The sequence below is a fragment of the Bradyrhizobium canariense genome (assembly GCF_900105125.1).
Taxonomy (GTDB): Bacteria; Pseudomonadota; Alphaproteobacteria; order Rhizobiales; family Xanthobacteraceae; genus Bradyrhizobium; species Bradyrhizobium canariense_A.
On the sequence record NZ_LT629750.1, the window covers coordinates 3309322 to 3323196 of the forward strand.

Below are 13875 nucleotides of genomic sequence, written 5' to 3' on the forward strand. Positions count from 1 at the left end.
CATCGCGCTGTTGGCTGTCCGAGGATGTCATCCTGCCCTTTAATTGCGGTTTGTTGTCAAGCTTAGGGCGTAATCAGGCTGTTATTCGAAGTGCGTTCCTAGCTCCGGTGTCGTCGAAAAAAATCGGCGGCCCACAGGTCGCCGATTGGATCTCAGGGCTCGGCAACTAACCCGCCGGACCCGCATCCTCCAGGATCGGGCCGAACAGCTCCCAGCGCTCGCCGTTAAACCGCATCATCTTGAATTGCTTGTGGATGCGGTAGTCGGTAGGTGAGGTGTTGATTTTGATCCCGGGTAGCGCTAAGTCAGCTTCGAAATCCTTGAGCGAGGTCGCCTGCTTCATGACGTTCTCGCGCGTCAGGTCGTTGCCGCACTGCTCGAGTACGTGGACCAGAAGCTGCGCGACGCTGTAGCCATAGGTGTTGAAGTTCGAGCCCTTGTCTCCGTCCGGATAATACTTCTCCATGAAGGCGAAATAGCGCTTTACGCCCGGATCGTCCTTCCATTGCGGATCGAGCGGCTCCTTGCCGTAATTGGTGCTGATGATGCCCTTGGCGTTTTCGAGCCCGGCCGGTTTCAGGACACTGCCGACCGAGGTAGCCTTCAAACTGATGATCTGCACCGGATGCCAATCACTCTCGGCGATTTTCTTGATCGCCTGCGCCGCCTGCTTCGGCGTGGTGGCACTGAAGAACAGGTCGGCGCCAGAATCCTTGATCCTGAGGATCTGCGAGTCGACCGTGGGATCAGTCACCTCGTAGGACGCTTCGGTCACGATCATCTTCGCAGCCTTGTCACCGAGGCCGGCCTTGAGGCCGTTCAGATAATCTTTGCCAAAGTCGTCATTCTGATAGAGCACGCCGATCTTGGCGTCCGGATGCTCCTTCAGAATGTACTGGCCATAGATGCGCCCCTCGACGAAGTTGTTCGGATCATAGCCCATGGTCCACCGAAAGTTCTTCGGATCGGAGAATCTTGAGGCGCTGGCGGCCGCGAACAGCTGCGGCACCTTCCTGGAATTGAGATATTTCTGCACGGCTGCGTTTGAAGGCGTGCCGAGTATCTGGAAGGTCAGGAGCACTTCGTCGCTCTCGACGAGCTTGCGCACCTGCTCCACCGCCTTCGGCGGCGAATAGGCGTCATCGTACTGGATCAAATTGATCTTGCGGCCGTTGATGCCGCCCTGGTCGTTGATCATCTTGAAATAGGCGGCCTCGGTCTTGCCGATCGAGGCATAAGCCGACGCCGGTCCCGAAAACGGCATGGTCTGGCCGACCTTGACCTCGGTATCGTTGGCGCCCCGGTCGTATTTCTTCTGGGCATTGGCCGCAGAGATCGACAGCGCCATGGTCAGCGCCGTTGCCATGGCCAGATTCAGAATTCCATTCCTCATTCGCAATTTCCTTTCCTCAGCTTGTTTATCTCAACGGGATGTGAAGCAGAGCTTCACGGTGCGGCGGGCGGTTATCTCAAGCCGGGTGCACGGCGTTCTAGACGAGGCGCTTGAACTCGAAAGACGATATGCACGGCATTCTCGGAAGCATGGCGGAAAGCTGAGACGGCACCAATTCGTCAAGGCGTGGCGGCTCCGGCATAAACTTCCCAATCCATCTGCGCGAGCTAAGGGGCCGTCATGTGTGCCCTGGCTCCGTAAGCTACGCGAGCCTTCCGAACTCGCTACGGTGGAAGATGAGGGGTTGCCCGCGGCTATTGACGACGACGGCATGGAGTTGGAGCAGCACGATAACGTGATCGCCCGCCTCCAACTCCTCGCGGACAGTGCAGTCATACTGGGCGATCCCCTCGGTGAGCATCACCGCACCGCTGTCGGTGATATCGAGGGCGACGCCGGTGAACCGCTCCCGGGCCGGGCCGGCGAGCTGGCGGCACAATGCGCCGTGGTCCTCGGCGAGCACGGTGACGCCGAGGTGCGCGGCTCGGCGCAGATCGGGCCACGTGGTCGAGTCTTTCGCGACCGAGAATGACACCAGTGGGGGTTCGAGAGAGACCGAGGTGAACGAGGAGGCCGCGAGACCCACCATCCTCCCGTCGACCTGCGCCGCCACAGCCACTACACCCGTCGGGAACGCGCCGAACGCGTCGCGCAGCATCCTGCTGTTCATCTGCTCGCTCATGAATGGCATGCGACTCACGCTCCGTGCGCGGTGGCGTACTCGACGACAAGATCGGTCACGGCGTCCAACGCCGCGTGGCCGATCGCCTTCGAACACCCGGTGGGATCGCCGAGGACACCGTTGGGCGAGATCGCGTCGATGCCCTCTACGAACGCCCGACGCAGGAACTCTTCGTCGACCGTGCCCAGGTACCCCGCCGCCGCCCGGTTGGCCCGAACTTTCTCGGGGTGCAGCACGAGCATTACCGAGGTCTCCGCCACGTCTGCGTGACCACCGACGTGGCTTCCCAGAGCAGCGACCGACTGCGCGGACTTCCGCCACGCGTCGAGGATCGCGGCATTGTCTTTGTAGACGATGACCTGAAGCGCCGGGGCGAGCGCCGCAGCAAGCCGCGCCTCGAAATCGCGCATGATCGGGTAGTTTCCGATGTGGCCAGAGAAGAGGACGACGCGGGTGAACCCGTGCGCAGCCAGGCTGCTGCAGTAGTCTAGGCAGATCGCCTCCAGGGTGGAGGCTCGCACCGAGAGGGTGCCGGAGAAGCCAAGATGGTGGGGCGAGTATCCGACCCTGACCGTGGGCAAAACCAGTGCAGCGCCAAGCCGTTCGGCGATGCGGAGCCCGAGGGCGTCGGCGTGATCGCTGTCAACTGACAGCGGGAGATGAGGTCCGTGCTGCTCGATCGCGCCCAGCGGAAGGATCGCCGTGCGGGCGCCGGCAGCGATCGCCTCAGCGATCTCGGCGCTGGTCAAGTGCTCGATCCGCCGCTCCCGCAGTTGCCCGGGATGCTTCATCTCACCTTCCTCCTCATTCCTGGAGCCGCGCCTGGCCAGCGAACTCGTTATGCTCCGCGGCGCTGTACATCTCATCCACGAGTGCGCTGAACGAGGTGAGCACCGCAGCTCGACGGATCGTGCCCTTGGCGGTGAGCTCACCTGCGCCGGGCGAGAGCGCACGTGGCGCGATACGGAAATCCTTGAGCTGAAGGGGACGCGCGAGCCCGGTGTTGAGGTCCTCGGTCAAGGCTCGCAGACCCTCCTGCAGCACATCCCTGTCGAGCCTGCTGCCCTTCTCGGTCGGCCAGATGAGGACGGTGAGGTACTTGCGGCCGTCGCCGACGACCACGGCCTCCTCGACGAGCGGACTGGCCTTGAGGCACACCTCAAGGGGCTGCGGGCTGATGGTCTTGCCACCGCTGGTGATGATGATGTCCTTGGCCCGACCGATGAGCTTGACCTCGCCGGAGGCGTCGATCTCCACGAGATCGCCCGTGCGGTACCACTCCCCGTCCATCACTTCCGCGGTCGCCTCGGGATCGTTCCAGTAGCCGCGGAACAGCAGCGGCCCCTTCACCAAGAGCTCGCCCTCGCTGCTGGTCTTGATCACGAATCGCGGGTCTGGCATGGCCTTGCCCACCGTCCCAGGGGGCGGGAAGGCGCGGTCCCACTGCGCGAGGACCCAGCCGCAGGTCTCGGTGGTGCCGTAGAGCTCACGCAAATCCACGCCCCACATCTGCCAGAGGGCATGCACCTCGGGGGTCATCGCACCCGACGCGGTCCAGGCGACCCCGACGCGGTCCACGCCCAATTTCGCGCGCAGGGGCAGGAACACCTTCTCCTGGGCCCGGTCGTAGCGGGCTTGCAGCGCGGCAGGCACTGCGTCGCCGCGTCGGCGCGCGGCGGCGACCTCTCGGGCCACCTGCATCGCGTCCTCGTAGGCCTCCTGGAACGATGTGGGCGACGCCTTGACCGCGGCCAGCGCCCCGCTGAGCAGCTTCTCATGCAGCCGCGGCGGCCAAACGATCCCCGTAGGACGTACGCCGCGGAGGGCCTCGGAGCTCTGGTCCAGGCGGCAGAAGGTCACCACCCCCCGGGTCATGATCGGTGAGAAGACGCCGGACAAGGCCGGAGAGACGTGGGACAGGCCTAGGAAGCTGACCGAGTCTCGGCGGGTCTTGGTCAGCTCCGGGTTGAGAACGGCGGAGCCGAGTATGGAGTACTGCAGAGTGCGGTGGGTGTGGATGACCCCCTTGGGGGCTCCGGTGGAGCCAGAGGTGTAGAACAAGGCCGCCGTGTGGTCGATGTCCCCACCGTCAAGGAGTTCGTCGAACAGAGCCGGATTGGTTGCGTCGAGGGCTCGGCCGGCCCCGCGCAGGTCGGCCCAAGTCTTGCTGACGACCGTCTCGGGCAGCCCCGACGGAGCGCCGTCGAAGCTGATCATGGCCCGCAGCGCGGGAAGCTCCCGGGCGACCGCGGCGATCTTTGCGACGTCGGCCTCGTCCCCGACGACCATGACGACAGCCTCGCTGTGCCCGACGAGCTGCCTCACCTCCGCAGCGGAGCTCATGGGGTAAACGCCCACCGGGATTGCCCCGGCCGAAAGGATGCCGAGCGCCGTTATAACCCACTCGCCTCGGCCAGGCGCCATGATGGCGACCCTGTCCCCGCGCGCGACGCCGAGGGCCGTCAGGCCGAGCGCGACCTCGCGCATGGCCAAGGCGTACTGCGCCCAGGTGGTCGGGATCGCGCGCGTACCGTCCCATTGACAGAACGCGACCTCCTCGGGTTCGACCTCCGCTCGATCCTGCACCATCTGGGCGAAGGTTCGCTTGACGGCCTCGAAGTTGGCGACGCCGCTGTCGGGGACGCCGCTGAGCACTGGCACCTGCCGTGTGTGGGCAGCGGCTTTGGGGGCGGGATTTGTGACCATGGTCATCGCTCCGGTTCGTGAAGTAGGCCTACCGGGCCTGCGTGTGGTGTGGTGTTCAGTGCTGGCGGCCTTCCGTCGGAGGGCAGCGACGATGTCCGGCCCTTCCTCCATCCTTCGCGCAGGCTCCGGGCCACGGGGTCGTTGAACCAGGAGGCAGCCTTGGCGAGCGTCATTTCGGCTCGCTGTTGGTCCTCGATGTCGTCGTAGTCGTTGACCGCATGCTTAAGCGCCGCATAGAGGACAGGCGCTCGTCGCCCGGCCTCGCGAGCCCGGTCGAGCGCCTCCGCCACGAGTCGGTCCGGCTCGACGATGGCGTCGACGAGACCCAACCGCGCCGCCTGATCAGCGCCGATTAGCTCACCACTGAGCAGCAGGTCACGCGCGGCCCGCGTCCCGATCAGTCGGACGAGGCGCTGGATGCCCTTATCCGCAGGTAGAAGGCCGTGTCTGATTTCCGGAAATCCGAACCGGGCGTGAGGCGCCGCGAGCACAGCGTCTGCAAAGAGCGCGTACTCCACGCCGCCGCCGACGCAGTCGCCGTTGACGGCGGCGATCAGCGGAGCCGGGTATCGCTCCATCGCAACGAGCAGGTTGTGGAACCCTCGCATCCGGTCTGCGATCGGGTCGGCGGCGGGCCCATCGGCCTCCTTGATGTCGCCGCCGACGCAGAAGAACCGTTCCCCGGCGCCAGTGATCACCACCGGCGACGGGTGGCGCTCGCCACGGTCTCGGAACAGCGCCGTCATGGCGAGCAGCAGCGGACGGTTCAAGGCGTTGGCCGGAGACCTGTCGAGCGTTGCGACCATGACGCCGTCGTGGTCGGCCGTCCGCAGCCCGGTAGCCGCCTCGCTCTCGTGTCTCGTGGATGGAGCCATCATCTAATGCGTCTTTCCTCTACTTGCTCGCGCGAGTAATCATGGTCTAGCGAGCCTCACCGTGGGCCGAGGGGAAGCGCGGGGGCCGCTTTTCGCGGAAGGCCTGTCGGACCTCGAGGTAAGGCCGATGAACTCCAAGGCCAGCGACAGTTCGTGCTGGGCAAGGCGCTGGTCAGCCAGCCCATGTTTAGCGAGCGCTTAATCCCCTGGAGGGCCTGCTGGGAGCCCAGCGCGAGACTTGTGGCGATCTCCAGCGCTCGGTCCAGGACCGGCTCTCTGGGCTCGACGGAGCTCACGTCAGTTTTTGCCTTCTGCGAAGCGCTTGCGCTTCTCCCGAAAGGCCGCGACGGCCTCTTTCCGCTCGGGGCTTTTGAACGTGAGCGCCTCAAGCGCAATCGCGGTGTCGAGATTGAGATGCACCTGTTCCTTGATCATCTTGTTGACGCTGTACTTTGTCCAGATGATCGCTTCACGAGGACCGCTCGCGAGCAATTCGGCATATCCGATCGCATACTCAAGAACCGTGCCTTCCGGCACGACCTTGTTGATCATCCCCGCCGCCGCCGCGTCTTCCGCCGAAATGAATTCACCGGTCATCAAGTAATGTTTGGCCCGCGCCGGGCCCAGAAGAAGCGGCCACATTACAGCGCCGCCGTCGCCGGCGACGACACCGGCCGTAACATGCGTATCGGCGAAACGAGCGCTCGGCTGGGCAAAGATAACGTCGCAAAACAGGGCGAGCGTAGCGCCTAACCCGACCGCCGCGCCGTTCACGGCGGCGATGACGGGGGACTCTACCTCAAGGATGTTCCTAATGAGGTGTCGACCCGAGCGCGTAGGCGATATTTTATGCTCGCCCAGATCGAGCGAGTTCTGATCGCCGCCTGAGCAGAAGCCGCGACCAGCGCCGGTAAGCACGATAGCCTTCACTGCCCGGTTGTTATCGAGGTCTACGAATACCTCTTCCAGCGCGGCGTGCATTGGCCAATTGATGGCATTAAGGATTTCGGGCCGATTCATTGTTATTATCGCCACACCGCTCGGACGTATCTCTACGAGTAAGCCTTCGTATTTTTTGTCGCTCATTTTAGTCTCCAGGTTGTTCGAATAAGCGTCAGGCCAAAGCCGCAGGGTCCCGGACGCTCTCGTCGGCTTTCTTGGCGGCGGCCTCACCATTCTTCTTGGCGGCGCGCTCGTAAGCCTCGCGCTCGGCGTAATGGGCGGGGCGGGCGGTTCGGATGTCGGCGAGGATTTCATCCGACCTGCGCACGACCGACCTGGGGTTCTTGAAAGTCGGGATAACGTAATTGCCGAATAGCTCGATGGACTTCATCAACTCCTTGTGCGGGAGGCCGTCGACGCGCATCGCGATCGCGTCAAGGCCTATGTCGACGAACCGCTGGACCTGCGCGATGCAGGCCTTCGGATTTCCGACGATGAAGCTGGCCGACTCATCGAACAGGTAGCGCTGGTTTCTGAAGTCGATATTTCCGACCTTTCCCATGGAGCCGTAGTCGGCAGACAGCTTCGATAGCCGCTCGTAGGCGTCTATGGACAAGAGGACGCTGTCGGTCAGGGTGGTCGCCCACCGCTCCGCCTCCTCAGTCGTCTCGGCGCAGTGCATCCCGCCGGACACGACCGCCACCTTCTGTGCCTGCACGGGGTACACGTGCTGGGCGCTCGCCAGCTCCTTGTCGTAGAGGTCGGCCATCCTCTGCAGGGAGCCGAACCCGCCGTAGCCACCACCCATCATGGCGCCGATGCCCATCCGCGCCGCGGCGGCAACCGAATCCATGCTTCCGGTCGCCATCAGGATCGGCGGATAGGGCTGCTGAACGTGCTTGGGAACCAGGCTGCGCGGCGGGATCTTGTAGTGCTCACCGACGAAAGAGAAGATGTCGTTCGACAGGGCTCGGCGGATGACCTCGATGCCCTCCATTTGCTGTGACTTCGTTTCCTCGGGGGAGACCTCGAAGGCGCGCAGTGCGAGGGTGGTGTTTCCGCGGCCGACGCCGAGCGCGACGCGGCCGTTGGACAGGATGTCCTCGGTCGCCAGTCGCTCCGCGACGCGCAGCGCGTGATTGATCCTCAAGGGCAGCGGCGTGATCAGATGGATGAACTGAATCCTGCTGGTCAGCGCCATCAGGTACGGGAAAATTACTTCGGGGGCGGAGGTCGCGGCCGTGCCGATTGCGACGTGTTGTTCGGAGCACCCGAACGCGTCGAATCCGACCTTCTCCGCCAAGATCACCTCGTCGATGAGCTCGCGATAGCGCTGTGCGTGGGTGTGTCCCGGCTGGGTCTCTCCCTCGCTAAAAAGGATGAACCGCATGCGTTGTGTCTCCTTCGACCCAAATGTTAATCTCAACTAACATTGAGCCGCGCGCCCCGTTTTGTCAACGGCTTCCGAATGCCCGGATCTGCAGAACGCCATTTACGCGAAAACGCTCGTTAAATAGGTAGTGGCCATGAGGGCAAATGCGTAATACAAGATGGTAAGAAGGTCGCACTCGCGATCCGGCGGCGACGTATAAGGTTAGGAAGGATTTACATTAGGATGAAAAGAGATGTTTACATGATCCGTTCGCTGAGCCCGAGACGGATCACGCGGGCGCGAGGGATATCGGGTTGCCTCGCGCCCGCCGCGTGGTGCGGTACGTACCGATGAGCATCCAGCCACTGCCGATTAAGCGCACCAGGAACCGGCGACGCGAGCAGTTGATCGCGGTTGCCGCCGAATTCTTCCTGCATCACTCCTACGACGCGGTCACCGTCGAGATGATCTCTGCGCGCGCCGGCATCAGCGGTCCTGGACTCTATCGCCACTTCCAGAACAAGCAGGCACTTTTGATCGCGGTTCTGGAGGAACCGACGCAGGCCGTGCACGAGGCCGCAAGGCGGATCGGGGAGACGACGACCGAACCCGAGGCAGCCATCGTGGAGATGGTCGAGTCCCACATCCGGCTGATTCTGCAAGGACCACCGAGTACGCTCATCTTCACCAAGAACGAGCACGCTCTTCCCGAACACGACCGCAGACGGATCCGGCGCGAGATGGCGCTGTACGCCGAGGAGTGGGTCTCCGTCGTGATCCCGCTGCGGCCCGATCTGTCCGAACCCGAGGCACGACTGCTGACCCAGTGCGTGTTCTCCATGCTCAACACGGCTGCGATTCTCAAGAAGGGCCTGGACGAGGTGTCGATCATCTTCATCATGCGGCAGGCCGCGCTGCACGCACTGCTCGGCCGCGGCGCCCTCTGACCCTAGACCTGCCCTGCCTGCGCCTGGGCCGGGCGGTGGACGTCGAGCAGTTGCACCACGCGGCACTACTACACGCGCGTTGCAGAGCAACGCGGCGTACAGGAACCGGCGACGCGCGCGCCTCGTCATGCAACCCGTGCTCCTTGCGGTCGCGGCCGCCAACGTTTGCGACGCAATCGGCATCGGCGTTGACGATCGGCGTGACGACATTGGGGACACCGCTTCCGGCTATCACCGTCGCCACGCAAACTTCGCGAGTGGTGCGGGCGTCACCCGGTGCCGCGATGCCGGCCGCCTGTTCGTGACGGCGATCAATGATTCGCGAGCCCTTACGCTCGGCGGCCTGATATGTGGAGTCGAGATGCCCCCCGTAGGGCCTAAGATTGTATCGACGCCAAGACGCTTCCGCGTTGTCGCTAATACCTGTCCGCCGTCAATGCGACTTGCATCCGCCTCTCCGGGTCTGCCTTCCATTTTTGATCCCAGAATTAGAACGTAAGTCCTACTCATGAGAGAGGTGCGGATCCACGGTCGGGGGAAACCGTCCACCGAGTGTCGACTATTACGCTCAGCATTTTGTGCTGTAATGAATGCCGCAGTCGCAGCTTCGCAGCAGTTTATTACGACAACAACCGACAGGATGATCCCGCGCCTGCCCACGCCGGGATGAGAACATTTGCCGTAAAGTTGACATGTCCAATAAGGTAGGGATCGCCATAGGCTTGGCGTTCGCCACCCGCGCCTATACGCCCATTGAGATAGAATGCCGTGCTCGATACAACCGCCAAGCTTGTTACCATCAAGCGCCCCGAACTTGGGCGGTCCTCGAGCTCACTCGCGTAGTCGGTGCTAAAGCGCCCCTTCAGGTAAAACGACCTTCGTCATCGCAGCAGCAATGAGCCACCCTCCGCGAAAGACGAAAATTCCGATCGGTGCAGCCTCGAAACCTTCAATCTATCGGATTTTTTCGCCGGCCTGCGGGGTGCAGATCGCCGCAATTATCTTGCTGATCCGATCGCGCGCGTAGGCCCGCATTTTGGGAGTTGGTCGCAGAAGTTGCATTGTTACCAGCCCATGAAGCTCGACTAACATTTCGTCTACCAATGTCTCTGGATCTACTTCAGATTTAATTTCGCCCAGCCGAATGCCATCCTCGATGAGCTTGACCCAAAATTTTCGCTGCCTCTCGAGGCGCCTACCCTGGCTCAGTTGCAAGTCACCGTCGCGGGTGCTCATAGCGAGATGATTGACCCAAAATCTCCACCAACGACTTTTTGGTGTCTCAAAGGCGTAAAACTGTGCGATCCGTCTAAGTTGGCTAACTGGCGATCCGCTGAAAGAATCCCAATCCTCGGGAAGAGCATAACCAGCATCAAGCGCCATCGTTATCAGCGCTTTCTTATTTGAGAAATGATAGGTGATGGTGCCCAAGCTTACTTTAGCGGCATCAGCAATCTGACGCATCGTCAAATTCTCGATGCCGTACTCGCTAATGAGGTCATACACCACGCCCGCGATGTATTTCTGCTGCTGTTCCCTGCGAGGCGCGGGAGGCTCGATGGACTTCCTTATCGAAGAAGGGCGCATAATGACTCGGTTGGGCTGGGATTACGGATGCTCGTTCCTGAACAATTGCCTGAGTTCCTGCTTGAGCACCTTACCTAGGTTGTTGCGAGGCAATTCGCGAATCGGAATAATATATTTTGGTTTCTTGTAACCTGCGATTTCTTCCGCGCACCATTCCAGCAGCTCCTGCGCGGGAACGTCATTGCCCGGCTCACACTCGATAAAGGCCGCGACGGCCTCGCCGAACTCGGAATCCGGCACGCCGATCACCGCGGCATCGACCACGGCCGCATGTCGCCTGAGGACGAGTTCGACCTCTTTCGAGTAGACATTATAACCGCCCGTGACGACCATGTCTTTCTTGCGATCTACGATATAGAGAAAGCCCTCATCGTCGATGCGTCCGATGTCGCCGGTCTTGAACCAACCGTCCTCGAATGCATCTCGGGTGGCCTGCTCCTGACGAAAGTAGGTTCGGAATATCAGGTACTGACCCGGCAGGCCTGATCGAACCCAGATCTCTCCGGCTATGCCGACCGGCACGTTTCGTCCATCGTCGTCGACCGGCCGTACTTCCACACCCGGCGTGGCACGACCGATCGACGCCGCATGATCAATCTGCTGCTCCGGCCGCAGCGTCGCGATCGCTCCGGCTTCGGTCATGGCGTAGAAGGAGAAGATGTTTAGTTGCGGGAGCGCCGTAAGGAGCCTTTGCTTGATGTCCGTCGGGAATGCTTCGCCCGTGGCGACGAGAATCCGCAACGATCTGAAGCGATCAGGATGGGCTTCGATGGCGGGGAGCATCTTCCTGCCGACCGTCGGTACAATCCCGATGACCGTGATCGCCTGCGTTTCGATGATGGACATTAGCTCGGCGACATCGAAGCCTCGCTGCATGAACAGCGTACAACCGAGGGCGATGACGTTGCCCACCCTCGCGAAGCCCGCACGGTGAGCCAGCGGCGTGGTGATGAGGATGCGGTCCGCATCGGTCAGCTGCCATTGCAGCCCGTTCAGATAGCCATTCGAAACGATATAGTTTGCTTGGGTCGTGATCACGCCCTTCGGCCGTCCGGTCGTGCCGGACGTGTAGGAAATCATGCAATCGTCGAATTCGGGCGGGATTTCGATAAAGGCGGGATTCGTCGAGAGCAGATCGCGGAACGACAGTTCGCCTGTTGCAGCGGCCCCGTCCATGGCGCAACGCCCGATCGCGAGCCCGTCGAGCAGCCCGTCGACCGTCGACCGGTCGCCGCCTTCAAAGAAAATCACGGCCGGCTCGGCATCCTCGATGATCAGTCTCAGCTCCTTCGGCGAAAGCCGATGGTTCAGAGGCAGTGCGATACCGCCGCATTTCACGATCGCCATGAACAGCAGAACGAACTCGCAGCGATTCGGCAGCAGCATCGCCACGCGATCACCGATCTTGACGCCGACGTCTCGCAGGCTTGTCGCCACACGATCGCTCGCCTCGTGCAGCTCGCGGAACGTCATGGACTGGTCGCCGCAGACGAGTGCCGTCCTGTCCGGCTGCGACACCGCCTGCGCCGCCAAAAAAGTACCGAGCTTCATTTCGACCCCCGGAGAGGCTTGAAGTCGGGAAAGGAGAGTTCGTCGGACAGGCGATCCCAACTCACCGTCATCCGCATTCCTATCGCCAGCTCCTCGTCGCGGCAGTCGACCAGATTGCAGAGAAACCGCACGCCTTCATCAAGATCGACCTGGGCGCAGATATAAGGCGCGCGGGCCTCGTTTCCGGGCCAGGGGGACCGCGTCACCGTCCAGGAGTAGAGCGTACCTTGACCCGACGCTTCGCGCCATTCCAGCGTCCTTTTGCTCGTGAAGACGCTGACGGGCCGGGGATAATGCTGGAAGCGATGGGTCACGGTGCAATATTGCAGCATCAATTTCCCTAGCCGGGCGCCCGCCCAGAACGCCGTCGTGTCGATATAGAAGCCGGGCACGGGGGCCGGGCGGGACGGTTTTGCTGTTGCTGTCATGATCACTGCTCCAAGATCAACACGCCCGAGGTGCACCAATTTCGTGCGTAGGGTATTCCCCCGATGCCCGTCACCATCGCGTTGTCGATCTTCGCGATCTGGCGCTCACCGCCCTCTCCGAGCATCTGACGGGCGGCTTCGACCAGGTTCAGGCCGCCGCCGGCAAGACCGGGTTGACCGGCCGAGATCTGCCCGCCGCCGGTGTTCAGGGGTAGCTTCCCCTGAAACGACAAGTCGGTATCCAGAATGAAGCCAGCGCCCTTCCCTTGCTTGCAAAATCCGATCTGCTCCATTTGCAGCATGATGGCGATGAGGAAATCGTCATAGGGATGGAATGACTGAATATCGGACGCCTTGAGGCCCGCATTGGCGAGCGCGCGCGGTCCGACCTTGAGAAACCCGCTTTCAACGATCTCCGCCATCGGATTATTGGCATTGTAGCCTGAAAGTTCGGCATAGGATGTCGGGAAGATGGTCTTCAGGCCGCGCTCCTTGGCGCGCTCCGTCGACATCATGAGCAGCGCGTTCGCGCCGTCGCAGACCATGACGCTGTCGAGCATCCGCAAGGGATCGGACACCAGTTTGGAGTCCAGATAGTCCTGCTCCGTGATTTGCTTCCGCAGCCGCGGGCAGGCGTTCGCATTCATGAGGCCGTGGTTGCGCTGCGTCACCGCGAGCCGCGCGAGCGCCCGCCTGTCCAGGCCGTACAGGTGCTCGTAGCGCTTCATGATCACGCCGAACGCGCCGACCGGCCCGCGCAGCCCGGTCGGGTATTGAAACTCCCATCTCTGCGCGCCCTGCTCGGGGGTCCGCCCGCTCGACTGGGCATCGGATGCGACGATCAGTGCGGTGCTGCACATTCCCGCCCGGATCGCCATGGCCGCGCGGGCGACGGCTCCGATGCTGGAGACGCCGCCGATCCCCATGAGTTCGAGCCATGTCGGGGACAGGCCGAGCACGTCGGCCATGTATTGCGCCCAGAATGGATTCCCCGTCTCGCTCATCGTTTCCGACACCGCAAGACCGTCGATATCGTCCCTGTCGACACCGTACTTGATGCTGATCTCGTTCAGCACATCACCCGCGAAGTCGTAGCTGTTGCGGCCCGTCGCAACATCGATCTTCGTCTCGGCATATCCAACTATCGCAACATCGCGCATTCGCCACTCCCGATTGTCGTACATTTGTACGCCTTTTCGTACGTCTGTACAATTGCGGTTGACAGAGTTTTCGGTTGGGCTAGGCTTCCTGTGTCGATGATACGACAGCTGAGGGAAGTAGGCGGGCTTGGTTGCGAGCCTGCGTCGCCGCTCGCCCCCTCGATCGCATTGG

13 protein-coding genes are annotated in these 13875 nt (G+C 62.1%); 1 reads left to right on the top strand and 12 read right to left on the bottom strand.

Translation table 11 applies throughout. The features are described 5' to 3' along the window. Positions 1-166 precede the first annotated feature (166 nt). The 7 genes from BLV09_RS15835 to BLV09_RS15870 all read right to left on the bottom strand — a co-directional run bounded on the left by BLV09_RS15835 (position 167) and on the right by BLV09_RS15870 (position 8048). The gene (locus tag BLV09_RS15835; protein WP_146687995.1) at positions 167-1393 is read right to left on the bottom strand and encodes an ABC transporter substrate-binding protein; all 1227 of its coding nucleotides are present in this window, start codon (positions 1391-1393) and stop codon (positions 167-169) included. 262 nt (positions 1394-1655) lie between these two features. Further along, positions 1656-2135 carry a flavin reductase family protein gene (locus tag BLV09_RS15840; RefSeq protein ID WP_146687996.1) on the bottom strand — a complete coding sequence of 160 codons (480 nt, stop codon included), beginning with the start codon at positions 2133-2135 and terminating at the stop codon, positions 1656-1658. 14 nt (positions 2136-2149) lie between these two features. Continuing rightward, complete coding sequence (locus tag BLV09_RS15845) at positions 2150-2926, bottom strand: creatininase family protein (RefSeq protein ID WP_146687997.1); 777 nt, start codon at positions 2924-2926, stop codon at positions 2150-2152. A 13-nt stretch (positions 2927-2939) separates the two neighbouring features. Then, a complete protein-coding gene (locus BLV09_RS15850) occupies positions 2940-4841 on the bottom strand; it encodes an AMP-dependent synthetase/ligase (RefSeq protein ID WP_244549108.1) in 1902 nt (633 codons plus the stop codon). A 2-nt stretch (positions 4842-4843) separates the two neighbouring features. Next, positions 4844-5647, bottom strand: coding sequence for an enoyl-CoA hydratase/isomerase family protein (locus BLV09_RS15855; protein ID WP_244549109.1), 804 nt, complete (start codon positions 5645-5647; stop codon positions 4844-4846). Between the two features lie 366 nt (positions 5648-6013). Further along, positions 6014-6802, bottom strand: a complete 789-nt coding sequence (locus BLV09_RS15865) for an enoyl-CoA hydratase/isomerase family protein (RefSeq protein WP_146688000.1) — start codon at positions 6800-6802, stop codon at positions 6014-6016. A 28-nt stretch (positions 6803-6830) separates the two neighbouring features. After that, positions 6831-8048, bottom strand: coding sequence for an LLM class flavin-dependent oxidoreductase (locus BLV09_RS15870; protein ID WP_146688001.1), 1218 nt, complete (start codon positions 8046-8048; stop codon positions 6831-6833). A gap of 332 nt (positions 8049-8380) precedes the next feature. Here BLV09_RS15870 and BLV09_RS15875 point away from each other — a divergent pair, with 332 nt between their 5' ends. Further along, a complete protein-coding gene (locus BLV09_RS15875) occupies positions 8381-8977 on the top strand; it encodes a TetR/AcrR family transcriptional regulator (RefSeq protein ID WP_146688002.1) in 597 nt (198 codons plus the stop codon). Here the strand turns inward: BLV09_RS15875 and BLV09_RS38805 are convergent. The 5 genes from BLV09_RS38805 to BLV09_RS15900 all read right to left on the bottom strand — a co-directional run bounded on the left by BLV09_RS38805 (position 8928) and on the right by BLV09_RS15900 (position 13703). Beyond that, complete coding sequence (locus BLV09_RS38805) at positions 8928-9398, bottom strand: thiamine pyrophosphate-binding protein (RefSeq protein ID WP_146691142.1); 471 nt, start codon at positions 9396-9398, stop codon at positions 8928-8930. The two genes, BLV09_RS15875 and BLV09_RS38805, sit on opposite strands and share 50 nt — an antisense overlap. Positions 9399-9931: 533 nt before the next feature. After that, the gene (locus BLV09_RS15885; RefSeq protein ID WP_167558750.1) at positions 9932-10483 is read right to left on the bottom strand and encodes a TetR/AcrR family transcriptional regulator; all 552 of its coding nucleotides are present in this window, start codon (positions 10481-10483) and stop codon (positions 9932-9934) included. Between the two features lie 102 nt (positions 10484-10585). Next, positions 10586-12115, bottom strand: a complete 1530-nt coding sequence (locus tag BLV09_RS15890) for a class I adenylate-forming enzyme family protein (protein WP_146688004.1) — start codon at positions 12113-12115, stop codon at positions 10586-10588. Then, positions 12112-12543, bottom strand: coding sequence for a Zn-ribbon domain-containing OB-fold protein (locus BLV09_RS15895; protein ID WP_146688005.1), 432 nt, complete (start codon positions 12541-12543; stop codon positions 12112-12114). The genes BLV09_RS15890 and BLV09_RS15895 overlap by 4 nt, the downstream gene beginning before the upstream one ends. Before the next feature lie 2 nt (positions 12544-12545). After that, positions 12546-13703 carry a thiolase family protein gene (locus BLV09_RS15900; RefSeq protein WP_146688006.1) on the bottom strand — a complete coding sequence of 386 codons (1158 nt, stop codon included), beginning with the start codon at positions 13701-13703 and terminating at the stop codon, positions 12546-12548. Between the last annotated feature and the right edge of the window lie 172 nt (positions 13704-13875).

Bases quoted from the DNA above. Each gene is read 5' to 3' on its own strand.
- BLV09_RS15890 (WP_146688004.1), bottom strand. From the start codon at position 12,115: ATGAAGCTCGGTACTTTTTTGGCGGCGCAGGCGGTGTCGCAGCCGGAC.
- BLV09_RS15850 (WP_244549108.1), bottom strand. From the start codon at position 4,841: ATGGTCACAAATCCCGCCCCCAAAGCCGCTGCCCACACACGGCAGGTG.
- BLV09_RS15900 (WP_146688006.1), bottom strand. From the start codon at position 13,703: ATGCGCGATGTTGCGATAGTTGGATATGCCGAGACGAAGATCGATGTT.
- BLV09_RS15865 (WP_146688000.1), bottom strand. From the start codon at position 6,802: ATGAGCGACAAAAAATACGAAGGCTTACTCGTAGAGATACGTCCGAGC.
- BLV09_RS15870 (WP_146688001.1), bottom strand. From the start codon at position 8,048: ATGCGGTTCATCCTTTTTAGCGAGGGAGAGACCCAGCCGGGACACACC.
- BLV09_RS15875 (WP_146688002.1), top strand. From the start codon at position 8,381: ATGAGCATCCAGCCACTGCCGATTAAGCGCACCAGGAACCGGCGACGC.
- BLV09_RS15845 (WP_146687997.1), bottom strand. From the start codon at position 2,926: ATGAAGCATCCCGGGCAACTGCGGGAGCGGCGGATCGAGCACTTGACC.
- BLV09_RS15855 (WP_244549109.1), bottom strand. From the start codon at position 5,647: ATGGTCGCAACGCTCGACAGGTCTCCGGCCAACGCCTTGAACCGTCCG.
- BLV09_RS15895 (WP_146688005.1), bottom strand. From the start codon at position 12,543: ATGACAGCAACAGCAAAACCGTCCCGCCCGGCCCCCGTGCCCGGCTTC.
- BLV09_RS15840 (WP_146687996.1), bottom strand. From the start codon at position 2,135: ATGAGCGAGCAGATGAACAGCAGGATGCTGCGCGACGCGTTCGGCGCG.
- BLV09_RS15835 (WP_146687995.1), bottom strand. From the start codon at position 1,393: ATGAGGAATGGAATTCTGAATCTGGCCATGGCAACGGCGCTGACCATG.